The sequence below is a fragment of the Candidatus Eremiobacteraceae bacterium genome, from assembly GCA_036511855.1.
GTDB lineage: Bacteria > Vulcanimicrobiota > Vulcanimicrobiia > Eremiobacterales > Eremiobacteraceae > JABCYQ01.
This window is the reverse complement of record DATCBN010000074.1, coordinates 1-23,938: the sequence shown is the minus strand read 5'-3', so window position 1 is coordinate 23,938 and position 23,938 is coordinate 1. Positions and strand designations below refer to the sequence as shown.

20 protein-coding genes are annotated in these 23,938 nt (G+C 61.1%); 13 read left to right on the top strand and 7 right to left on the bottom strand.

From position 1 onward, the window contains the following. The first annotated feature begins 68 nt into the window (after window positions 1–68). The 6 genes from VII69_09675 to VII69_09650 all read left to right on the top strand — a co-directional run bounded on the left by VII69_09675 (window position 69) and on the right by VII69_09650 (window position 6,739). Window positions 69–1,010, top strand: coding sequence for a hypothetical protein (locus VII69_09675; GenBank protein ID HEY5095372.1), 942 nt, complete (start codon window positions 69–71; stop codon window positions 1,008–1,010). Window positions 1,011–1,120: 110 nt separating this feature from the next. Continuing rightward, window positions 1,121–2,044: a hypothetical protein gene (locus tag VII69_09670; protein HEY5095371.1), complete on the top strand. Its 924-nt coding sequence runs from the start codon at window positions 1,121–1,123 to the stop codon at window positions 2,042–2,044. A 174-nt stretch (window positions 2,045–2,218) separates the two neighbouring features. Next, entirely contained in the window at window positions 2,219–3,274 is a 1,056-nt protein-coding gene (locus VII69_09665) for a hypothetical protein (protein HEY5095370.1), read from the top strand. A gap of 159 nt (window positions 3,275–3,433) precedes the next feature. Further along, window positions 3,434–4,477, top strand: a complete 1,044-nt coding sequence (locus VII69_09660) for a hypothetical protein (GenBank protein ID HEY5095369.1) — start codon at window positions 3,434–3,436, stop codon at window positions 4,475–4,477. A gap of 106 nt (window positions 4,478–4,583) precedes the next feature. After that, entirely contained in the window at window positions 4,584–5,630 is a 1,047-nt protein-coding gene (locus VII69_09655) for a hypothetical protein (protein ID HEY5095368.1), read from the top strand. Between the two features lie 62 nt (window positions 5,631–5,692). Next, window positions 5,693–6,739 (top strand): hypothetical protein, encoded by a 1,047-nt coding sequence (locus VII69_09650; GenBank protein ID HEY5095367.1) that lies wholly within the window; start codon window positions 5,693–5,695, stop codon window positions 6,737–6,739. A 12-nt stretch (window positions 6,740–6,751) separates the two neighbouring features. On the opposite strand, the gene VII69_09645 is transcribed toward VII69_09650, so the two are convergent. The 6 genes from VII69_09645 to mfd all read right to left on the bottom strand — a co-directional run bounded on the left by VII69_09645 (window position 6,752) and on the right by mfd (window position 15,292). Beyond that, window positions 6,752–7,795, bottom strand: coding sequence for an alpha/beta hydrolase (locus VII69_09645; protein ID HEY5095366.1), 1,044 nt, complete (start codon window positions 7,793–7,795; stop codon window positions 6,752–6,754). Window positions 7,796–8,016: 221 nt separating this feature from the next. Further along, complete coding sequence (locus VII69_09640) at window positions 8,017–9,186, bottom strand: glycosyltransferase (protein HEY5095365.1); 1,170 nt, start codon at window positions 9,184–9,186, stop codon at window positions 8,017–8,019. After that, the gene (locus VII69_09635) at window positions 9,183–9,443 is read right to left on the bottom strand and encodes an RNA-binding S4 domain-containing protein (protein HEY5095364.1); all 261 of its coding nucleotides are present in this window, start codon (window positions 9,441–9,443) and stop codon (window positions 9,183–9,185) included. The genes VII69_09640 and VII69_09635 overlap by 4 nt, the downstream gene beginning before the upstream one ends. Beyond that, window positions 9,421–10,614: a nucleoside triphosphate pyrophosphohydrolase gene (gene mazG / locus VII69_09630; protein HEY5095363.1), complete on the bottom strand. Its 1,194-nt coding sequence runs from the start codon at window positions 10,612–10,614 to the stop codon at window positions 9,421–9,423. Before mazG ends, VII69_09635 begins: the two co-directional genes overlap by 23 nt. 398 nt (window positions 10,615–11,012) lie before the next feature. Next, window positions 11,013–11,927: a peptidylprolyl isomerase gene (locus VII69_09625; protein HEY5095362.1), complete on the bottom strand. Its 915-nt coding sequence runs from the start codon at window positions 11,925–11,927 to the stop codon at window positions 11,013–11,015. A gap of 35 nt (window positions 11,928–11,962) precedes the next feature. Beyond that, on the bottom strand, window positions 11,963–15,292 hold the full coding sequence (gene mfd / locus VII69_09620) for a transcription-repair coupling factor (protein HEY5095361.1): 3,330 nt from the start codon (window positions 15,290–15,292) through the stop codon (window positions 11,963–11,965). Between the two features lie 140 nt (window positions 15,293–15,432). On the opposite strand from mfd, the gene VII69_09615 reads away from it, so the two are divergent. The 3 genes from VII69_09615 to VII69_09605 are packed head-to-tail and all read left to right on the top strand — an operon-like array spanning window position 15,433 to window position 17,936. Then, entirely contained in the window at window positions 15,433–16,080 is a 648-nt protein-coding gene (locus tag VII69_09615) for a hypothetical protein (protein HEY5095360.1), read from the top strand. Continuing rightward, entirely contained in the window at window positions 16,081–17,238 is a 1,158-nt protein-coding gene (locus VII69_09610) for a phosphopentomutase (GenBank protein HEY5095359.1), read from the top strand. Next, window positions 17,235–17,936, top strand: coding sequence for a sugar transferase (locus tag VII69_09605; GenBank protein HEY5095358.1), 702 nt, complete (start codon window positions 17,235–17,237; stop codon window positions 17,934–17,936). Before VII69_09610 ends, VII69_09605 begins: the two co-directional genes overlap by 4 nt. 214 nt (window positions 17,937–18,150) lie before the next feature. Here the strand turns inward: VII69_09605 and VII69_09600 are convergent, their stop codons facing one another. Beyond that, window positions 18,151–19,473 (bottom strand): oligosaccharide flippase family protein, encoded by a 1,323-nt coding sequence (locus VII69_09600; GenBank protein HEY5095357.1) that lies wholly within the window; start codon window positions 19,471–19,473, stop codon window positions 18,151–18,153. A 113-nt stretch (window positions 19,474–19,586) separates the two neighbouring features. On the opposite strand from VII69_09600, the gene VII69_09595 reads away from it, so the two are divergent. From VII69_09595 to VII69_09580, 4 genes are all read left to right on the top strand, one after another. Further along, on the top strand, window positions 19,587–21,056 hold the full coding sequence (locus tag VII69_09595) for a hypothetical protein (GenBank protein HEY5095356.1): 1,470 nt from the start codon (window positions 19,587–19,589) through the stop codon (window positions 21,054–21,056). A 156-nt stretch (window positions 21,057–21,212) separates the two neighbouring features. After that, window positions 21,213–21,896 carry a hypothetical protein gene (locus VII69_09590; GenBank protein HEY5095355.1) on the top strand — a complete coding sequence of 228 codons (684 nt, stop codon included), beginning with the start codon at window positions 21,213–21,215 and terminating at the stop codon, window positions 21,894–21,896. 84 nt (window positions 21,897–21,980) lie between these two features. Beyond that, a complete protein-coding gene (locus VII69_09585; protein HEY5095354.1) occupies window positions 21,981–22,844 on the top strand; it encodes an FkbM family methyltransferase in 864 nt (287 codons plus the stop codon). 51 nt (window positions 22,845–22,895) lie between these two features. Next, the coding region (locus VII69_09580; protein HEY5095353.1) for a DegT/DnrJ/EryC1/StrS family aminotransferase at window positions 22,896–23,938 on the top strand (1,043 nt) is incomplete at its 3' end.

Below are 23,938 nucleotides of genomic sequence, written 5' to 3'. Positions count from 1 at the left end.
TAATTCACGCGAATCCAAAGTCCACGCACCACCCGAGTTTTCATCTCGTGAGGAGGATCAATCTTAGTATGTCGCACACACTCAAAGTAGCGGCCGTAGGACTCGTCGCTTTGGCGATGACTGCCTGCAGCGGAAACAGCAGCTCGATGCCGACGCTACAACATTCGGGCACGCAGTCGATCGGTCACACCGGCGGATCGATGTCACAAGCAGGCATCGACCTCAGCAAAGTGCACATCATGCGCACGCGCAACTCGCAAGGCCCGACATCGGATGCCCCGCAGACGCTGCAATACTTCGGTGGCCCGGTCGAACGCACACCTGCGATTTACATCGTATTCTGGGGATTCAACGTCTCCGGCAGCGACCCGTCCGGCGAACAAGCATACATGACGGCGCTCTTCAACGGACTCGGCGGCAGCACGTGGTTGGCCACCGACAAGCAGTACTACCAAACCAAGGCCGGCGTCAATCAAAAGATCAAGAATCCGACAGGACAGCTCAAAGGCACCTGGGTCGACTCGTCATCGGTACCGTCGTCGCCCACCGATGCCCAGATCCGCGCCGAAGCAGCCTCTGCTGAATCGCATTTCGGCTATAACAAGAATGCCAACTACATGGTCGCGACGCCGCACAACCACAACTCGTCGGGCTTCGGCACGCAATACTGCGCCTACCACAGCCCCACCGCTTCCAACGGCGGCGAAATCTCCTATTCGAACATCCCTTACATGACCGACGCTGGTGGAAACTGCGGCGAGAACTCGGTCAACCCGGGTAGCTCTGGAATTCTCGACGGCGTGAGCATCGTCACCGGTCACGAAGAAGCCGAGTCACAGACCGATCCGGAAGTAGGCCTCGCCACCGCTTGGTACAATAACAACTACGGCGAAATCGGCGACATCTGCGCGTGGCAGGGTCTTGGCAACATCACCATCTCCACAGGCAAATTCGCGATGCAGCCGCTCTGGAGCAACAAGACCTCGACGTGCACACTGCACACCCCGTAATCTGATCGCTCCGTGAGTTCACGGTAACGCAAAGAGCCCGCCTTTAAACAGCGGGCTCTTTGCACGACACCTACACGCTCACTTGTTAAGGAAGAGAGAAGACCCCGATCATGCAGCACAAACTCAAACTCGCCATCGTCGGACTCGCGGCGGTTGCGCTTGCGGCGTGCAGCGGCAACGGCAGCTCTGTGCCGTCGCTGCAGCATGCCGGCACGCAGTCGGTACACGCGGCCGGCGCACCGATGGCGCAAAACGGTTCCAGAATCTACATGCGCACGGCATTCTCACGTGGCCCGATGTTGGACGCCCCGCAAACGCTTCATTACAACGGGGGCTTGATCCAGCGCACGCCCAGCATCTTCGTCGTGTACTGGGGATTCAACGTCTCGGGCAGCGACCCGTCAGGCGAACAAGCCTACATGACCAACTTCCTTAAGGGCGTCGGCAAGGGCGCGTGGCTGAACACCGATCATCAATACTACGAGATCGTCGGCGGCGTGCAGCACAAGATCCAGAATCCGTCCGGACAGCTCAAAGGCACATGGGTCGATCCCTCGTCCGTGCCGGCCAGCCCGAGCGATGCGCAAGTAGCAACCGAGGCCGCTGCCGCCGAAGCGCACTTCGGATACAGGAAGAACGCTTCGTATGTCGTCGCCACGCCGCACAACCACAACACGCCTGGATTTGGTTCACAATTCTGCGCGTATCACGACGCTACGACCACGCCCGACGGGATCATCTCATTCTCGAACATCCCGTACATGACCGATGCCGGCCAGAACTGCGGCGAGAACTTCGTCAACCCGGGTCAGCCGGGAATCTTGGATGGCGTCAGCATCGTGGAAGGCCACGAACTCGCGGAGAGCCAGACCGATCCGCGACCCGCCAGCGGCTGGTACAACAACTCGTTCGGTGAGATCGGCGACATCTGCGCATGGCAGGGTCTCGGCAACACCGTTCTAAGAACCGGCACGTTCGCGGTGCAACCCCTGTGGAGCAACGCCGCAAGCGCTTGCGTGCTTAGCTCACCGTAGTCGTTCGTTAATTAGGGCAAGCCGTTCAAGGCGAGCCGTACCAGGGCAAGCCGTACTAGGGCAAGCCGTACTAGGGCAAGCATCGCTTGCCCATTTCCCCGCCGGAGAGGATTCCGCCATAACCGCCGCGCAAATCGACGGCCATTTCTCGTAACCGTCGAGGGGAGAATTCCAATGCGTATCCTCACCCCGCTTCAAGCGCTAAGCGCGGCGGCGGCGTTAGCGATCCTCGCGGGCTGCTCCGCCAATTCAACCATTGCTTCCCAGCCGTTCGGGGCGCAAGGTCGCGTGCATTCATTGATGGGCCGCATACCAGTTGCGTTGGGTACACTCGCCATGCTCAGGATCAACCTCAATGCAGGCCATCATTTCACAAGCTTCGATAGGTGCCCAGCTTCAGGCAACATCGAATACATTTCCGACTTCAGCAACAACGTCGTCAATATCTACAGAGGCAAGTTCGCGGGTCAAGCGCCATGCGGCCAGTTGTCCCCCGGCGGCATGGTCCAGCCGCAAGGCATGTTCGTGCTGGGTTCCACACACGATCTCTACGTGGCCAACACCGGCGGGCACAACATCCTCGTGTTCCATCGCGGCGCGAAGACGCCGTTCAAGCAGTACACCGATCCGGGTTTGCAAAATCCGGACGACGTCACCGTCGCAAAAGACGGCACCGTCATCGCGGCTAACATCTTTCAAGCGAACTTCAACGAAGCGGGGTCCATCTCAACCTGGCACAAGGGCGGCGCATTCGTCGGCAACTTTCCGATGCCCAACAGTTTTGAGGGCCTGGACGTGACCGCGCAAAAAGACGGCACACTTTATTATAACGACATCGACAACACGTCCGATGCCGGACTTTTGTGGACGGGGAGCTGCCCGAACGGCGCGTGCGGCACATTCACCTCGACCGGTGCGACGACCGCATTTCCCGGTGGCCTTCGATCGGCTGACGGCGAAGACGTCGTGCAGATCGATCAGAACGCTCCCGGCGGCGGCGCGCTGATCACCTATGAATCGTTTCCGACCGGCGTGTCGTGCGCCATCGGCGGCGGCGACCCGGATGCCATGGACATAAACAAAACACAGCAGCACGTCTTCTACGCCGACGCTATCAACGACGTTGGGGGCGAAATTTCGTACCCGTCGTGCGCGCCGATCGGCACCGTTCCCGGTAATTCGGGCGGCCTTCCGATTGGAGCCGCGGTCGACGCGCCCGAATCGCTGTAACGACTCGTTAGTGCGTGGGCAAGCACTGCTTGCCTTGCCTTCTTCGTCCGAGACCTAGAGGGACATGCCTACATCGGAGCGCAGTCGGGAAACTCCGGCGTAAAGGTACGCGGGGTTTTCCCCTTTGGTAACTCGCACAATGTCGAGGAGAGCTTCCAAATGCGTATTCCAACCTCAGTCAAATTGCTGAGCGCGGCGGCAGCGTTGGCACTCCTTGCCGGCTGCTCAAGCGGCTCGGCGATCGCTCCGACATCCTCAACGATGCAGAGTCATCACTTCCAGGCGATGAGCGGCCGGGTTCCGACCGTTTTGAACCCCGTCGGAATGCTGAAGCTGCGTCAGCTCGGCACGCCCAACCGCAAAGCGAGCTTCAACGCCTGCCCCGCTGCGGGTCCCATCGTCTACATGTCGGACTTCAACGCAAGCACGATCAACATCTACAAGGTGCCGTTCGCAGGCCAGGCTCCGTGCGGACAACTCACAGGCGTGGTCAATCCGCAAGGAATGATCGTCCGGCGCCACGTTCTCTACGTGGCCAACACCGGCGCCGGCAATGTCGTCGCCTTCCACAGAGGCGGAAAGGCGCCGTTCAAGACGTACACCGACCCGAATTGCAGCGGCCAATTCCCAGTTGACGTTACGGTCTCGCTCGACGGCTACATCTACGCGACCAACATCTTCGGCGGCTCCTGCGCCGGGTCGATCTCGTCGTGGAAAAAAGATGGCACATTCATCGGCAACATCCCGAACCAAGCCGGTGCCAATTCTTATTTCTTGACGATTCAAAAAGACGGCACCCTGTACTACGACGACAACACGTTCGCGTTGTACGTGGGCAGCTGCTCCGCGGGCACTTGCGGTTCGTTCTCAAACACAGGCGCGACGTTCGCGTTCCCGGGCGGCCTACGTTCGGCGGACGATGAAGATCTCGTCCTGGATGACCAGAGCGCTTCAGGCGGCGGCGCGTTGATCACCTACGAACCCCCGAGTTTCACGAGCGGTGATTCATGCTCCGTCGGCGGAGTCGATCCCGTAAGCTTCGACATCAATCACAAGCAACACCACGCGTTCATCGCCGACGCAGGCCTGAACCAAGGTACAGAGTTGGGCTATCCGGGTTGTGCTCCTATCGGCACGGTTCCGGGAAATTCCAGCGGTCTGCCGATTGGCATGGCCAAGGACTATCCCGAGACGTTGAACTAACGCGACGTAACGTATCTCGTTATTCCGGCGGTAGGGCGAGCGTTGCTCGCCCTACTACTTCACATAGTCGACGTTGTTTTTTATCGTATTCGAGGGGAGATATCACATGGTTACCCGCACCCCGATTCGAGCGTTGAGCACAGCGGTGGCGCTTGTATTTCTTGTAGGCTGCTCCAACGGCTCGGCGATCGCGCCGAAACCATCAGTCCCGCAAGGCCACGCGCGTACGCTGATGGGTCGTATACCGGTGGTTCTGAGCCCGATAGGCATGCTCAGAGTCAATTTCAACTCGGGCCAGCGCTTCATGGACTTCAACAGGTGTCCGCCGGCGGGTCCCATCGAATACATTTCCGACTTCAACGACAACGTCATCGACATCTACAAAGGGAATTTCGCGGGGCAGACCCCATGCGGCCGGCTTACGAGCGGATTGCTCAACCCGCAGGGCATGTTTGTGAAAGAATCCACGCACGAACTGTATGTGGCCAATACAAACGACCACGACGTGGTGGTATTCCGCAGAGGTGCGACGTCGCCGTTCAAGACGTACATCGACTCGACCGCCGGCGGTCAACTTCCCGTCGACGTCACAGTTGCAAAAGACGGCACCGTCATGGCGACAAACATCGTCGACGTCGGCTTCAACGTAGGATCGCTCTCAACATGGCATAAAGACGGAGCGTTCGTCGGTAACTTTCCAAATCCGAACGGCGCTTTAGACTACTTTCTGACAGTCCAAAAGGATGGCACGGTCTACTTCGACGACAACACGCCCAACCTATATAAGGGGAGTTGCCCAGCCGGCGCTTGCGGTTCATTCGTTGCAACCGGTGCGAAATTTGTTTTCCCCGGCGGCGTGCGGTCGGCTGACGGGGACGATGTCGTCCTCCAAGATCAAGAGGGCGCCGGCGGTGGAGACGTTCTCACCTACGAGCCTCCGGATTTCGGATCCCCCACCTCATGCGCCATCGGCGCCGGCGACCCAGTTTCGTTCGATATCAATCGGACACAACATCACTACTTCTATACTGACGCCCCAAATAACATTGCGGTCGAGATTGACTATCCGAGTTGCGCACTCATTGGCACCGTGCCGGGCAACACGAGCGGCGTGCTGGTCGGTGTCGCCAGAGATGAACCCGAAACGCTTTAAGCAGTAGGGTGAGCCCGGATATTCGCTGTTCGCGGCTCATCTAAAGTTGAGGAGAGCATCCAATGCACATTCGAATCTCCGCCAAATCTCTGAGCGCGCTCGCGGTGTTGGTCCTGCTCGCCGGCTGCTCCAACGGCTCGGCGATCGCTCCGAAACCATCAGCCCCGCAAGGCAACGCGCGTTCGCTGATGGTGCGTATACCGGTGGTTCTGAGCCCGATGGGAATGCTCAAGGTCAACCTCAACACGGGTCTTCACTTCAAGGATTTCAACAGATGCCCACCTGCGGGTCCCATTGAATACGTCTCCGACTTCAACAACAACCTGATCGACATCTACAAGGGGAATTTCGCCGGCCAAGTCCCGTGCGGCCAGCTTACGAAAGGTTTGGCCAACCCACAAGGCATGTTCGTGAAGGAATCCACCCACGAACTCTACGTGGCCAATACCGGCGACGATGACGTGGTCGTGTTCCGCCGGGGCGCAACGTCGCCGTTCAAGACATATATCGACTTGACCAATGGTAGCCAATTCGTGGCCGACGTGACCGTCGCGAAAGACGGCACCGTTTTAGCGACCAACATCTTTGACATAATTGATAGTGTCGGTTCCATCTCGACCTGGCGCAGAGATGGAACGTTTGTCGGCAACTTTCCAAACGCCAACGGCGCGTTCGACTATTTCTTGACGGTGCAAAAAGACGGCACCGTCTACTTCGACGACAGTACTAACACCCTTTATAAGGGAAGTTGTCCGGCCGGTGAGTGTGGTTCATTTGTCGCAACCGGCGCGACCTTTGTATTCCCCGGCGGCTTGCGATCGGCCGACGATGAAGATGTCGTCCTGCTAGATCAAGAGGGTGCCGGCGGCGGCGACGTGCTCACGTTCGAACCTCCGGATTTCGGGTCGCCCACTTCCTGCGCCCTCGGCGCCAGCGACCCGGTTTCGTTTGATATCAACCGCACACAGCATCACTATTTCTACGCAGATGGCGGGAATAACGTCGCAGGCGAGGTCGAGTATCCGACGTGCGCACCCATCGGCACCGTTCCGGGCAACCCGAGTGGCTTGCTGATCGGTGTCGCCAGAGATGAACCCGAAACGCTTTAAGCGCCCAGTGGCTTATTTGAAACTTGTCACGGGACTCTGCCTGTACACGTCGCGGATGGCGTCGATGACAACCTTTGGCTCGTCGAACTGAACGTATTCTGAGCTGTGGCTGGGAAATATCTGCTTGGCGTTCGACGATAGAGTGAGCCAGCGCGCCTCTGCCTTCGCAATCTGACGCTCATATTCGATATGCGTCGGGTCTTGCGCATTACGCGCCGGCAGGTGGCCGATGCCGTGGTTGCCCGTGGTCAGCACGCGCACGGGACGAGAGCCTAGCGAGCGGACGTGCTGCTGCAGCCACGCTTCATCCGACGGCATTTCCTCCATTTCGGAAATGTATGCGTCGTACATCGCGACCTTGGTCTGCGCGATGTGCAACAGCTTGCCATTAAGTTCCGGCGACCACTCAGCTTCGGGCAGCCCGCGAAAGAACTGCTGAGCGCAAGTGCGATGGGGCTGACCGGGACGCGGGGGAAGCAGCGGCAGCGGATTTCCTGCGGCGATCGCATCGCGGCATTCACGCAGCCTGACGAGGTTCCGGGCTTCCCCGCGGTGATCGTCATCCTGCATCGCCTTCGGTTCCACGTCGCTTGGATCGGCCTCGACAAGCACGAGCCCCGCAATCTCCGTCGTGTATCGGTCCGCAAACGTGCGCGCGGGGTCGCCGCCAAAAGCATGGCCTACTAAGATGTACGGCCCTTTGATGCCGGCATTGTGGAGCGCGCTATGCAGCTCGTCGGCGATGCGAACGCTCGTGCGCGGCATCGGTCCGGCGCCGCTGAAGCCTGCACCGGCGCGATCGTAGCTGCAGGCGCGCGTCCACTTCGCGACCTGCGGCTGCACCACTGCCCAGGCCGGCGCCCAATCCTCCCAACCCGAGTCGAAGACGACCGTGGGAGAACCGCTTCCCATACAGTAGAAGTTCAATCGCGCTCCGTCCGCCGCGGATTCGATCTGCCCGGGTCGCGAGTAGACGTCGTCGCCGGGCGCAGAGTCGGCCGCACCTTGCATCGCGAGAAGCAAGCTCGCCGTCAGCGTGCAAACAAGCGGTTTCAACAGCATACGTCTCCCCGACTAGCGCTCACAAGGTAACCTGCGGAGGCACGGATTCGATTACCTGCGGCTCGTCTGCAAGCACGCGCGCGACGTTCGCGTTTCGCACGTTCAGCGGACGGCGAAGATGTCATCAATGGAACGGGGCAAGCGATGCTTGCCCTCCTACATAAGAACGGGGCAAGCGATGCTTGCCCTAGTACAGTCGCCTTAGTACGGATACCCTACGCGAGCGCGCTGAAGTACAGCGATTCCAGACGTTCGCACAGTGAATCCACGGCATACGGCGTTGCCGCGGCGTGCGCGGCGGCGACTCGAGCATCGCGCTCGTCGCCGGTGCGGGTGAGCGCTACGTAAAGCGCGTCTGAGAGTCCATTGACCGATTCGTCGACCAGCTCGACTGCAACGCCGCCGCCGACTTCGCGCGATACCGGGCAGTCGACCGCGACGACGGGCACACCGTGCGCCATCGCTTCGACCAGGACTAGCCCTTGCGTCTCGGTGGTCGACGCGAACACGAACGCGTCGGCGGCTCGATACCACGATCCGAGGTCGGCCTTCTCCAAGGCGCCGGTGAATTCGATCCGATCGGCGCATTCGAGCGCAGCGGCGTGCTTGCGCAATTCATTCTCATGCGGTCCCTCGCCGGCGATGATGAGCCGGGCACGTGGCAGCCGCACCGCCGTCTGTGCAAACGCGTCCAGCACGAGGTCGAGATTTTTCTCCTTGCCCAACCGGCCTGCGAAGAGCGCGATCTCGCCGCCGCAGCGCGCGCGATGCGTTTCCGGCGCGACGGAGCCGCCTTTGAATATTCTGAGGTCAACGCCGGTCGGCAGGACGTCGATCGGCTTGTTGACGCCGTAGCCGTTGAGCTCCGCCGCCGTGAAATGCGTGGGCACGATGATGCGATCGCAGCGATTGGAGAATTCGCGCGACAGCCAGATAAAACGCGACTTCGCGAAATCGCGCTGCAACGGCAGGTAGTGGGTGTACTGCGTGAAGAGCGTGTGATAGGTGAACACGAGCGGCGTCTGCCGGCGCTGCGCGAGATATGCGCCCAAGCAGCCGACGAAGAAAAACGAGTGGCTGTGGATTATGTCAAAGGGCATGCGCGGCAGCGACGTGAGCAGACTTGCGGGCAACGGGAACGCCATGCGAAGCTGCGGATAAAACGGAAACGACGTGGAGCGAAAGCGGAAGACGTCCGGATCGTCGTCGGGCGCGTCCTTGTGCGCGGGAGCCACCACGATGACCCGGTGACCGCGGCGCCGTAGCGCATGCGCGGCGCCCACCACCGACGTGACGAGTCCGTTTTTCTCCGGTAGATACGAGTCGGAGAACATGCCGATGGTCAGCGGCCCGCTCACATTCGCGGTAAGCGCGCGAGCCGTCACGACGATCGGACGTCCGATAGCAACGTGTAGAGATCCGCGGGCTTGACGCGCGCGCCGGGTTTCTCCGGCACGGCGAGGACACGCACGAGCACGTCGCGCGATGCATAGTGGATGAGCAGCTCATCGCCGGGTTTGACGTGGTGGGCCGGCTTCACCGGACGCCCGCCGCACTCGATACGGCCTGCGTCGAGCGCTTCTTTGGCGGCGGTGCGGCGCTTGGCTAAGCGCGACACCTTAAGAAACTTGTCCAGCCTCATGGTCTTTGGCGCGCTGCCAGAGCGCGTCGAGATCGTCTAGGCTGCGCCCGGCAAGTGCGGTTGCGCCTCCGCCCGCGAATCGTTCCATCGAAGCGAAGCGCTCGCGGAACCGGACGTTCGCGCCGCGCAACGCCGCTTCGGCATCCACGCCGAGGCGCCGCGCAAGGTTCACGACGGTGAAGATCACGTCGCCGAGTTCGTCGCGCACGCGGTCGCGCGCGCCGCCGGCGATCGCTTCGTTCAGCTCGTCCAATTCTTCGCGGAGCTTTTCGAGGACGGCGTCGGCCTTCGGCCAATCGAATCCGATCGTGGACGCCTTTTCTTGCAACCGTTGCGACCCGAGCAGCGACGGCAGGCTCTTCGGAATGCCGTCGAGCAGCGACTCGCGATGTTTGATCAACGCCTCTTGCGTCTTGAGCAATTCCCACGACGCCATCTGTTCTTGCGTGCTGGAGATGCGCGCATCGCCGAAGACGCCCGGGTGGCGCCGGATCATCTTGTTCGCGAGCGCGTCGATGACATCGGCCACGGCGAACTGGCCTCGCTCCGCAGCGATCTGCGAATGGAAGACGATCTGAAGCAGAAGGTCGCCCAGCTCTTCGCACAGCTTCTTCGGGTTGCGCTCGTCGACGGCTTCAACGACCTCGTGCGCTTCTTCGACGAGATACGGCAGAAGCGATTCGTGCGTCTGCTCCATATCCCACGGACAACACGTGCGCAGCCGCGCCATGATCTCGACGAGTTCTTCCCACGAATGATGAAGCGCCACCGCCGGCAGCGCCAACAGCGGCGAGCTTGCCGCGGCCGAAAGTGCGGAGCGCGGCACGCCGGGCACGAGCTGCACGTCGACCCCACGCAGCTCGAGCGCGCGCAACAAGTGCGGCAGACCGGGAACGTCGATCATCGGATGGCCGGGCACGCCCAACACCGCGTCGCCTTCCGCGGCGAATTCGGCGGCGGCTTCTACGGCTTCCGGCACGCCGCGCAGAAGCGACGGCGCGTGAAACGGCACGCCTTGGATCTTCACGCCGCGATCGCGTAGATGCTGTTCGAGCGTTGGCGCGATGTTGCACAACGCGACGCGCGGAGCGCGCTCTAGCCGCTCGAGCGCGCCCAACGTGAGCAGCGACGCATCGCTGGGGCCGAGGCCGACAATGGTCAACGTGGGCATTGCACAAGAGGTTGGCAGACTGGCGGCGGCGGCCCTTTGCCGACAAGACGTTCCGTAGTAGGGTGAGCATCTCGTACTAGGGTGAGCATCTCGTACTAGGGTGAGCAGCGCTCACCCATTTGGGCAAGCGATGCTTGCCCTAGTACAGTTGCCCCGTACTATGGTGAGCAGCGCTCACCCATTTGGGCAAGCGATGCTTGCCCTAGTACAGTTGCCCCGTACTATGGTGAGCAGCGCTCACCCATTTGGGCAAGCGGGACCGACCATAAAAGTCGGCCCCTATAAGAAAACGGGGCAAGCGATGCTTGCCCTAGTACGAGCTTGCCCTCCCACTGCAACGGGAAAAAAATGGGCAAGCGATGCTTGCCCTAGTACAACGAGGAGGTCGGCCTCTACGACTAGTGAGTGGGCTGCGGACCCGGTGCGCCGCCGGTGGGCGGCATGGGCGCCGGTGACGGGAACAGGTTTGCGAAACGCGGATCGTTATAGTCGATCTTCGCTTGCGTGCGCAGTTGCTGGATCAGCGCGGTCGTGGCGTTCGGTTCCTGTTGCGACTGGATGGCCGCGACGACAGTGGCCATGGAATTGGGGATGATTTGCTCCGACTGGATGATGTGCCAGCCGAACGGTGACTGAACCGGCGGGCTTATCTGGCCGACCTTGAGCTTGAACGCGGCTGCCTGGAACGGCGCGACCATTTGACCAGGTCCGAACACCGGCAACTCGCCGCCCTTGTCTTTGCTGGACGGATCGACTGAATATTGTTTCGCGAGAGTGGCGAAGTCCTGACCGCTCTTCAACAATTGCTCGACTTTGAGCGCTTCGGCCTGGGTCTTGACGAGGATGTGGCGGACGCGGACTTGCGACGGCGAGCCCATGTCGATCTTGTTGGTCTTCAGGTAGGCGTCGATTTGGGGTTGGCTGACCTTGATATCTTTATCGACGGCATTCTTGAGGAGCACTTGCTCACGCACGATGTCGCGCGCATCTTGCAGGCTCAGACCCTGTTGCTTGAGGACCATTTCGAATTGGCCGGCGGGGAAGTTCGCTTCGATCTTCGTCATCTGGGCATCGATGTCGGCGTCTTTGGCCTCGATCTTATTCGCTGAAGCGTATTGGTCGATGAGCATCTTGTCGACCATTTGCTGGAGCACCGGGTCGCTTGCGCGCGTGTTGTTCTCCAGCTTGTTGTCGAAATCGCTCTTTGAGATGGCCGAGCCGTTGACCGTGATGACCGGTTTGCTGGCGGCGCAGCCCGCGGTGGCGACCACGCCCGCAGCGAGGGCCACTACCATCGCGAACTTGGGATTCATTAACTACCTCCTAGTAGAGTGCCGCAGTGTCGCCGTCAAAGGGCGGTCAGGACCTCGCGGACGGCACCGAGCGTGCCGTTGCGCGCCTGCGTTGTAGGCGGCAGGTGAATGACAATCGCGCTCTGCGTGAAACGAAAGTTTCCCCGGGTTAAGGCGGTGAGCGCTGGAAGCGCCTGTTCGGACAGCGAAAACCTTCTACCAATTTCGAGCGTCAATCGTCGCTGTTCGAGTGACAGTTTTTCGACTCCTTTGGCTTGTGCGAGTACACGCACACGCGAGAGCTCTAGAAGCGCTTCGACGGTGTCGGGCGGGCGTCCGAAACGGTCCCGCAATTCGTCACCGAGCGCGTCGATTTCAGCCGTCGATTGAGCGGCCGCGAGCCGCTGGTACAGCGCAATCTTCTGGCCAGCACCCTTCACGTAGTCCGAAGGGAGATACGCGCTCACGCGAAGGTCGAGCACCGGCGGCGGCGCGCTTTCGATTTGCGGAAGACCGCGCCTCTGTTCGATTGCTTCCTGAAGGATCTGGCAATAGGTCTCAAAGCCTACTGCCGCGATGAATCCGGATTGACGCGGTCCCAAGAGATTGCCGGCGCCGCGGATCTCGAGATCGCGCATGGCCAACTGCAAGCCCGAGCCGAGGTGCGAGAATTCGCGGATGGCATCCAACCGCGACTGCGCCTCTTCGGAAAGTTTGCGGTGCGGCTGATGTAAGAAGTACGCGTAGGCTTGGTGCGCGCTGCGGCCGACACGCCCGCGCAATTGGTACAGCTGCGCCAATCCGAAGCGGTCGGCGTTGTTCACGACGATCGTGTTGACGTTCGGAATGTCGAGCCCGTTTTCGATGATGGTCGTCGAAACCAAGATGTCGAATTCGCCGTCGACAAATCCGACCATCACATCTTCGAGTTCGCCTTCCTTCATCTGTCCGTGGCCGATGACGATGCGCGCCCTCGGCGCGAGCCCCTGCAGCGCGGCCGCGACGCCGTAGATCGTCTCGATGCGGTTATGCACGAAGTAGACTTGCCCGCCGCGGTCGAGTTCCCGGCGCAGTGCTTGGCCCACCACCGCATCGCTCGACGGCGTCACGACCGTCTTGATGGCCACGCGATTGACCGGCGCGGTTTGGATGAGCGAGAGATCGCGTACGCCCATCATGGACATGTGCAGCGTGCGCGGGATGGGCGTCGCAGAGAGCGTGAGCACGTCCACCGAGCGGCGCATTTCTTTAAGGCGTTCTTTGTGCATGACGCCGAAGCGCTGCTCTTCGTCGACGACCACCAGTCCGAGCCGCGCGAATCCGACGTCCTTTTGCAGCAAGCGATGTGTTCCGACCACGAGATCGACGCTGCCGTCGAGCAGACCGAGCAGCGTTTCCTTCTGCTCTTGCTTAGTTCGAAAGCGCGACAGCAGACCGATCTTCACCGGGAACGCGGCGAGCCGTTCAGTGAATGTGCGGTAGTGCTGCGCCGCTAGGACGGTGGTGGGTACGAGAATGGCCACTTGTTTGCGATCCATAATCGCTTTGAATGCGGCGCGGATCGCGACTTCCGTCTTGCCGTAGCCCACGTCGCCGCACACCAAGCGATCCATTGGGTGGGGACGCTCCATGTCGGACTTGACCGCGAGGATTGCCGCTTGCTGATCCACGGTCTCGTCGTACGGAAACGATTCTTCGAGTTCGGCCTGCCACGGCGTGTCCAGCGCGAACGGATGCCCCGGCGCGATTTCGCGCTCGGCGTAAAGTCGGACCAGACCTTCGGCGATGCTGTCGACTGCTTCTCGCACTCTGGAGCGCGTGCGCGCCCAATCGCCGCCGCCCATCTTCGACAGGCGTGGGGTCGCGCCGTCGGATGCGACGTATTTGCGCACCAAATGCATTTGGTCGATGGGCACGTAGAGCCGGTCTTCGCCAAGATACTTGAGCAGCATGAAGTCGCGCTCGACATCGTTGACCGTGAGGCGTTCGAGACCGAGATACTGACCGATGCCGTGGTTTGCGTGGACGAAGAATTCGCCCGTGCGCAGATCGCTTTCGGATATCGGCACGCCTTCTTTGGCGGCTTTTAGTTTGTGGCGGCGCGCGGCATGAGCGAAAAGTTCGGCGTCTCCGAGCACGACAAGTCCGAGGCGCTCCATTTGAAATCCGGCGTCGAGCGCGCCGTCGGTGACGAGCACCTGAGAACTTGGCCCTGTCTCACGCCAGACAGCGCCCACAGCGATATCGGCTTCGTCCAACATCTCGCGGATGCGTCGATGGCCGACCGAGACGATCGCGATCGTCTGGCCTAAAGCGGCGCGTTTCTTCACGTCCTCGATGAATCGTTCGACGCTGCGCCCGTACGCAGGCGCCGGCTCGGCCTGCACTGCCACCGTGAGATCAGCTTCGCGCGCGAGTCTGGAACCTTGTACGCCCGGCGTGAACGTGAACAGCGCGCGGGCTTGCGTGCGCGCGACGAGTTCGGACATTTCGATCACGGACTGACGTTTCGGCTCTGCGCGGGCTGGTTCAGCGTCGATGTCGTCGGCTTCGTCCGCAACGAGGAGCGTGTCGCTCTTCGCTTGCGCGCCGCCCGTTTGGTCGAAGGCTAAGATCTCGTCGGCTCCGTCGATCACGACGACTGCATCGGGCGCATAGTCGAGCACGCAGCCCAGCGCATCTTCCGCTGCATCCGACCACGGCGAAACCGTCAGTTCTTCGACATCTCCAACCGATCGCTGGTCGGCGAGCGTGAAGCTTCGAATTGTCTCAAGCGCATCGCCGAAAAATTCGAGACGCAACGGCAGGTCGGCCAGGGCGGGAAACACGTCGACGATGCCGCCGCGCACGGCAAATTCGCCGGCCGCGCCGACCGTTTCGACGCGCTCGTAGCCGAACGCGACGAGATCGGCGAGCAGGGTCTCCCAATCGTACGATCCGCCCGCCTTGTACGATCGCGTTCGCGACTTGAACTCAAGCGCGGCGAGTACCGGATCACGCATCGCATCGTGGGCGATGCAAAAGATGCCCGCGCGGCGCGCCGCGAGCGCGGCGAGCGTCTCGATTCGAGCGCTCTGCGTGGTCGGATTTTGCGGCGCTCCAGGCGCGACGTCTCGCGGCGCCAACGTGAGCACTGGTGCGCCGCGCGATTCGAGATAGTAGGAGCAATCGGTCGCGAAGCGATCGGCAGATTCTTGCGCACCGCTCCACACGATGATCTGACCGCCGATCTCGTGCCACAGCGCCGCGACCACAAAAGGCCGCGCAGATGACGCGGTTTCCGCAATGTCGATCGCCTGATGCGAACGCGCCGCTTTGACCGCGCGCGCAATCGCATCGCTGTGGCTTGTAAACGTGTGCAGCAGCCGGTCGCCGAGGTGTTTCAATCGCGCTCCAAACGGGCAGTGGCCGGGTCGCGCTCGACCCGGCCTATTACTAGGACGAGCGATATTCGCGAGCAACGGCCGACGCCCTCCGATGCTTGCTAGGACGGAACGGCCTCCGCTCGGCGCGAACGGTGATATAGATGAAGATGCGCGCGATGCTTCTTGGAGCGACGATCGTCCTAACGAGCTGCGGCGCATCGCAAAGCCATCCCGTTGCGGCCGCAGTCAGTACGCCGGTGAGCGAGCCTTCGACGGTGGCATCGACTGGACGCGTCGCGCCGCAGAGCGGGGCGTCGGAGGCGGCGAGAGCCGCCGGAGCCGAGTTGCGAAGCGTGATTATCCCGAAGATTCGCAACGTCCCCGCTAGCGGCGTGACGAGTCCGGCGACTGCCGCCGGAGCCGAGCCGCGAAAGGTGACTATCCCGATTGTTCGCGGCGTCCCCGCTCGCGGCGTGACGAGCGTGGCAACGCCCCTACCGAAGGGTGTGCCGTACGCATCGGACACAGACCCCGTACGGATCGTTTCGGTTCTGCTATCCTCGAACATCGTCCACCCAGGCGACAAGGTCACCGGTGACGTCGTCACATCGAGCAACGCTGCGTCGGTCACCGCGCGGGTGAGCGCGTTTTCTGTCGCCGTGCCGAAGATCGCGCCCGGAAAATTCCACTTGGAAATGAAATTGCCGTCGCTTCCTCTCCCGCCCGGCGACACAAAGCTCACCATCACCGCAGTCCGCACCGACGGAAAGAGCACGACGCGCGAAATCGCGATAACGGTCGTGTTGTAGGTGGCGCACCCGCGAGCCATCGTGCTCGTGATCGATTCCGGCGGCGTCGGCGCTGCGCCCGACTTTGCGAACTTTGGTGACGCACCCGGCGCCAACACGATCGGCCACGCCGCACAATCGGCGGGCGGTCTCGCACTAGCAAATTTCGAACGGCTCGGCCTCGGGTGCATCGCCGAAATCCCGGGTGTCGCACGCGTGGTCAACCCATTGGCCGGCGTGGGGCGTTTGCGCGAGATCAGCAATGGGAAGGATACAATAACCGGTCACTGGGAGATGATGGGCATCGTGGTGCGTCACGCATTTCCAACATATCCTAATGGATTTCCGGCGGAGATCGTCGAGAAATTCGAGGCGATCGCCGGCGCGAAAGTGCTGGGCAACAAGGCGGCGTCGGGAACGGAGATCATCGAAGAGCTCGGACCACTGCACATGAGCACCGGCCGGCCGATACTATATACGTCAGCCGATTCGGTGTTTCAAGTCGCGGCCCACGAAGACGTCGTTCCACTCGAAACCCTGTGGTCGTGGTGCGAAAAGGCGCGCGTAATACTAGCGCCGCCGCATCGCGTCAACCGGGTTATCGCAAGACCGTTCATCGGAGAGTCAGGTAATTTCGTGCGAACTGCAGGCCGGAGAGACTATGCAGTCGCGCCGCCAAGACCAAGCGTTCTCGACGTTCTCGAGCGCGCGGGCGTTCCGACATGCGGCCTTGGCAAGATCCAAGACATCTACTGTTGCCAGGGTATCGCGGCCGGGAGCCGAACAGCGGACAATAATGAGGGCATCGCGCGCACCCTTGCGTGGCTCGACCGTGACGCCGGCGGTTTTTGTTTCACCAATCTCAACGATTTCGATTCGAAGTATGGGCATCGGCGCGATCCCCATGGATATGCTAAAGCGTTGGTCGCCCTCGACCTCGCGATGCCCGAGATATTGAATCGCCTACGACCCGGAGATAGATTGCTCGTGACTGCAGATCACGGATGCGACCCCACGGCCCGCGGCACCGATCACACTCGAGAGTTCGCGCCGCTCATCGATTACCGGCCGGGAATACGAGGCACCGAATTGGGTGAGCTCGATTCATTTTGTCAAGTCGGCAACCGTGTGATCGAAACGTTTGGCCTCGTCGCACCCACGGAACCGCTCATCGTATGAGCGCGCCGTCGGCCACTCTTGCAGAACTCGCTCGCCATCCGGCCTTAGCACCGCGCCGTGCCGCCGCACCGACGCTGGTCCATCGGCGTATTCCGGCGGCGTGGTCATTTTTCAAACGCGCGTCGGATGTCGTCCTCAGCGCAATATTGCTCGTCGCACTCTCACCACTTTTGGCAATCATCGCCGTCGCGGTGAAAATGACGTCACCGGGCCGCGTGGTCTTCTCGCAGATGCGTGTCGGTAAGAACGGCAAGACGTTTCGGTTCTACAAGTTTCGGACGATGGTGGACGGAGCGCATCTCCTCCACGATCACGTCGCCCATCTCAACGAGTGCGATGGCCCCGCGCTGAAGATCGCGAACGATCCGCGACTGCACGGTCTCGGCCCGTTTCTGCGGCGCACCAGCCTCGACGAACTGCCCCAGCTTTGGAATGTGCTGCGGGGCGATATGAGTCTTGTCGGTCCGCGTCCGGCGCTTCCGAACGAAGTGGCCAACTATGCGTATCCTTATTTCGAGCGCTTCGACGTGTTGCCGGGCCTCACGGGCTTGTGGCAAGTGAGCGGCCGCGCCACGGTCCCGTTCCGTCGTTGGATGGCCATGGATGTGTGGTACGTCCGCAACTGGTCGCCGCTTGTGGACCTCTGGTTACTCGCGCGCACCGTTCCCGCCGTGCTTTTCCGCGAAGGCGCCTGGTAAACCGCAAGAGGGTAAACCGTACTAGGGCAAGCATCGCTTGCCCTAATTTTTCTGTGGCCGTACTAGGGCAAGCATCGCTTGCCCTAGTTTTTTGTTGCGGGGCCGATGTTTATCATCGGCCTTCTTCGTATGTAGGAGGGTGAGCATACCGTACTAGGGTGAGCAACGCTCACCCATTTGGGCAAGCGATGCTTGCCCTAGTACAGTTGCCCTACTAAAGACTCGGCGACGCGTCGACCACCGGCGCTTCTTTTACCGAACGCCACGTGTGCGTGACTATGGCCGGTAGCAGCAAGGCATTTGCCGCTATGCCGATGCCGATGAGACGGAAGGGCGTCAGCCCGAATACAGCCATCAGTACCGCTTCGGCGGCGACGGCGGCGAAGACGTACCAACCAATCGCGTAATCGCCGACTGCCACGAGATAGCTCGTCCCCATGATGCATATCGCGATGAGCGAGGCGTCGACTGCATATAATGGAAGGATCGTTGCGGCCGGACCGAATTGCGCGCCGAACATCACGCGCACGAGCAGGCCCGGCACAAGCCACGCGCACAGCAAGCCGAACAGGCTGCCCGCGATTCCGGCTCCGAATGTTACCTGCAGCACGCGCTCTAGCGACGCGCGGCTGCTTCGATGCAACGCCGCACTCTTGGGCATGAGGATAAGGCTGATCAAGCCGACCGCAAACGGGATGATGCGCGCAAGGGTGCCCGCCGCTCCATAGAATCCCGCGGTCTGCCCATCAAGGTGATGCTTCGCGAAGATCGGATCCAAAAACACGAGTGCGGTCGTGCCGGCGGACACCGCCAGGACTTTGAGCGATTCGCTTCCCAAGCGCAGATGATCGGTGGCGACGGCCGCGCCCACGACTGCGGGCTTGTCTACGTTCCTGCGGCGAGCCATCGCAAACATCACCACAGCCAGACCCGCTGCCGAGCCGATCGCCAGACCACCCATAGCTCCGAACACCGCAAACCCGAGCGCGACGAGCGCAAGAGCGCTTGCGAGCTTGACGATGGCTTCGGTGATCAGCGACGCGGCGAATAGGCCGAACCGATGCGCCCCCTGCGCGGCGCCGCGCGCGTAGCTCGCCGTTATTCCAACCAACAGATACAGCGCAAACGCCAGCCACACGAACGGTTGTGCGACGTGCAGGTAGCCAGCCAACAACGGCGCGCCGGCGAGCAGCGCAACCGCGGCAGCCGCTCCGATGCCAGTCGCATACCACGCTGTGCGCCTGACGAATCCGACTATCGCACCGTCGTCGTGCGCCGCCCACATCCGCGCGGTTTCTCGCATCGCGACGACGTTGATGGCGCTGCCGATCACGCCCATGATCGCGGCGATCGAAATCAGCGCGGCGAGCGTGCCATAGTTGGTCGGTCCGAGCGATCGCGACAACATCGCGTGGAACACGTAGTTGAAGGCGTTTGCGATGAGCGCTCCGCCGACCGCGAGTCCAGCGTCGCCGGCAAAACGCCGGACGTCGAACGACGAACGTGACGGATTCGCAACGGGCTCGATTAGGTCCATTTGACCTCCGATTTGCAGGGGACATCGTCCATGCACTTGCTGAACACCTGTATACCCGCAGCCGTCGCCGATTTGAGGCGCCAGCAGTTTTCCGTCTATCAAAGGAAACGCAAATGAAAATTCTTCAATCGGGTCGCGCGAAAGCATTTGTATTTCTCGCGATAGGCGTCGTCGGCGGATCGCTAGCGGCCGGACCGCTTCCACCTGCCTTCGCGAAAGCGTTCGCCGGACAATCGAGCGTTCAGCCGAACGTCATCTTCACAGGCAACAGCAATCAACCGGTGCTAAAGGCGGTAAACAACGGAACCGGCATCGCGATCTCAGGTCAAGCTGTTTCGAGCGCGGGTATTTTCGGCCAATCGACCAGCGGCGGCGGCATTGTGGGCGTTTCGTCCAGCGGCTATGGCCTTACTGGAACGTCGTCGACCAACATCGGTCTGAACGGAACTTCCAGCAGCAACTTCGGAGTCGGCGGCTCCACCCATGCCGACTATCCATTCGCAGGAGTGCTGGGAATATCATTAAGCACTGACGGCAACGCGATCGGCGTCGCCGGCGAACAAGGCGCTAACGGAATTGGAACCATCGGCACCTGCACGACCGGCAGTTCCGGTTCTTGCACAGGATTGCTTGGCCAGACTCTTGGGCAGAACGGGATCGCGCTGTCCGCAGTTGGGAGCAACACCGCACCGGCGGTCGGCTACACGCCCGCTCCTGTCTTCATGATCGATGCGGTCGGCGGCGGCCCAGCCATGCAGGTCCAAGTCGCGGCGAAATCAGCACCGGTGCTGACTATCGACGGCAACGGAAGCATGGTTCTCACCGCGGCTCATGGCGCGAATCCATTGCGCATCTCAAGCGCAGGAACCGGAAGCGACGCGCTTGACGTTGTCACCGGCGGCATCGCAGGACAGGCGTTTCTCGGTTTGGCAAACGGTGAAGGCGGCGAATTCAACGGCTTTGCGTCTGCCGGCGGCCAAGCAGCTTTGGTCGTCAACGAGTTTCTAGGTGCGCCCGCTATCGTCGTGACCGATTCGTCCAATTGCGGATGTCACATCATGTCGCTCGATCCCGGCGGGAATATGATCCTCAAGGGATTATTGACCACGTCCGGCTCGCCGCTCATACGGACGCAAACAGTAACCGGCCGTTCCGTAGACTCGTACGGCCCGCAAGAATCCGAACCGACCATCGAGGACTTTGGACAAGGTCAGCTCGTCAACGGTCAAGCCGTGGTCCGCATCGATCCCGCGTTTGCCAACACGATGGATCAACGGTCGCCATATCTTGTCTTCATCACTCCGGACGGCGATAGCCGCGGTCTGTATACAACGCAAAAGACGCTCACTGGCTTCATCGTTCGCGAGAACGGCGGCGGACGATCCTCGGTGGCGTTCGACTATCGTATCGTCGGAAAACCATTTGGCAATACGTCTGCGCGCCTGCCCGCCGCGCAAACGGCGACGAGGCTTTCTCCGGGCGAGCTCGCAGATCTCCAGCGTGCACGCTTCGCAAAGATGCATCCCGATCTGCCGCGCGCATATCCGGCGATGCGGCTTTCAAAGCGCACCCGTCCCCATTAACGCGCGGTGCGCGGACCTCGTACTAGGGCAAGCATCGCTTGCCCAATTGGGTGAGCGTTGCTCACCCTAGTACGGGTTGTTCACCCTCCTCCAAGCCGAATCTTGAAACGGGGACGGGCGCGGAAACGTTAAGCATCCAAAAGGGGGATTATTGACATGTTCTCACTCGTGCTCATGGTAGCTGCGCTTAGCGCGCCTCAGACGTTGGCGATGGCCGCTCCGACAACCGTACAACCGCTCGTGCGGTATAACGTGCTCGCCCCGGACCAAGCCACCGCACAGAAGGTCCATCAATTCCTTTCCACCCCAGGTACTCTCTCGATCGCCTTCCCAGCCCCTCCGAGCGGTACTCTCAACGAGCGGGCATCGTATCGCGGCGCGATCACCGTTGCCGGCCTTTCGTATTACGCCCAGACCATACAACCCGGTCAAACCGCGCCGACGCCGCAGATGTATCAGAATAAATACGTCGTGCAGCCCGCGGCTGGAGTATCGTTGGATACCGAACTCTACATCGGAAGGTGCGCGGACGCACTAAACCGCGGAGAGACCAATCAGTGGCAGTTGACCGACTTCGCAATATCGCGCTGGTCCTCAACTGCACCGGGCACGCTCGCTTCGTGGACGTCATTTGCCCGCGGTCAGATCGCACGAATGAAAGCAGGCGGTTGGACCTATGCAGGCGAGAGTCACAGCTACAATCCGGTCGCACGATATAGCGGAACATCGTGGCGGTACACTCGTTCTTCGACGGGCCTCATTCGAACGCTGTACGTATCGCTGAACAATTCTGGTCCTGTGCGTTTAATGGAGACCGAATACGCGTTCAGTCAAATCTAGCGCTAGTCGCATTTCAGATGGCGAGATACTAGGCAACCGCGTGCGGCAAGGACCATCAGTCCGTACTAGATAACTCGCGATACGATGACCTTCGCGCTCGACGACATCGCAGAGATTGTAAGAGCCGTACCGCTCTCGATGGTGCGGCTCATGCGTGGCAATGTCGTCCGCACCACCGTGCACGGTCACCCGTTCTACGTCGACACACGCGACAACATCGTGAGTTTCGATATTTTGTTCCGACGTACGTGGGAGCCGCGCGAGACCGCATTGCTCGGGTCTATCATCGAGCCCGGTGATCACGTCATCGACATCGGCGGCCATATCGGTTACTACGCGGTCATGTTCGGCATGGCCGTCGGCAGCACCGGAAGGGTGCTCGCGGTCGAGCCCGATCCCGACAATGCCGCGGTCCTCCGGATGAACGTGGCTCTCAACAATCTCGAAGCCGTCGTAACCGTGATCGAAGCCGCCGCGGGCGAAAAATCGAGTTCTGCGGAACTATTCCGTGCCGACTCGCGAAACCGGGGCGACCATCGTATGTATTCCACCGGCACCGGCAGAACCACCGTCGACGTTCGAGTCATCGCCATCGATGAGAGCATTGCCGGATGGGATCGCGTCGACCTGATCAAAATGGACATTCAGGGATTCGAGCCGCACGCGCTCAAGGGGATGATGAATACGCTTCGGAGCCACGAGAATGTCGTACTCGTGACCGAATTTTGGCCTCACGGCATGCGGCTGAGCGGATGCGATCCGGAAAACTTCCTCGCGCAACTTCGGGCGCTGGGATTTTCGTTCTTCACGATGACTCGCGAGGGCGCCCTGACTCCGGCAAAAGAAGAGCAGCTTCTCGCCGAACACGCACGGCCGAAATCGTTCACGGACATCGTGTGCGCACGCGCGGCTGCCGTAGAACGCCGGCTCAAACCTGTATTGGCGTGACGGCGCCACGATGAAGGCGCGAGCCCGCACGTGCGCCGAAGGCGGTCCTTGATGGTTCCATTCGTCGATCTCAAGCGCCAACACGCGCGAATCGCGCCCGATCTGCAAAACGCCATCGCGCGGGTCCTCGAAGATTGCGGATTTGCCCAAGGGCGCGATCTCGAGGAGTTCGAGCGAGAGTTCGCGCGCTATATCGATAGCGCGCATTGTGTTGGGACGTCCAGCGGCACCGCCGCATTGAAGCTCGCGCTCGAAGCGCTCGGCGTTGGTCCGGGCGACGAGGTGATCGTCCCCGTCAACACGTTCGCCGCAACCGCATTCGCCGTCACCGCGAACAATGCCACGCCGGTGTTCGTCGACGTCGATCCAGATACACTATTGCTCAGCATCGCTGCCGTGGCCGGCGCCACAACCGCGCGCACCAAGGCGGTCATGCCGGTGCATCTTTTCGGCCAGGTGGTCGAAATGGATCCCATAATGCTCTTCGCCCGCGAGCGCGGGCTCTTCGTCGTCGAAGATGCAGCGCAAGCACACGGCGCCGAGTATCGCGGCAAGAATGCCGGCACGTTTGGCGACGCCGGATGCTTCAGCTTTTATCCCACGAAGAATATCGGCGCGCTTGGCGATGGCGGAGCACTGTTGACGAACGATCCGGAGCTTGCGCGCATCGTACGCGCGAAGCGATGGCTCGGGCAAGAGAAGACGAGCCGCTACCGCCACGACATGCTGGGCGAGAACAGCGTTCTCGATACGCTGCACGCAGCCGTGCTGCGCGTGAAGCTCGCGCACCTGAAGGCATGGAACGACGAGCGTCGGGCCGCGGCGGCCCACTATCGCGACTTGTTCGACGGAGCCGCGGGCATCAAGCTTGTGGCGGAGCGCGGAGATGGCCGCCACGTCTATCATCTAATGGTGGTGCTGGTCGACGATCGCACAAACGTTGAAGCCGCGTTGCGAGAAGCGGGCATCGGCTACGGCATACACTATCCGATGCCGCTCCACCGGCAAGCTGCGTTCGCCGGCAGATCGAGAGCCGCCGGCCCGTTTCCCGTAGCCGAAGATGCGGCTTCGAGGATGCTTTCGCTGCCGATGTT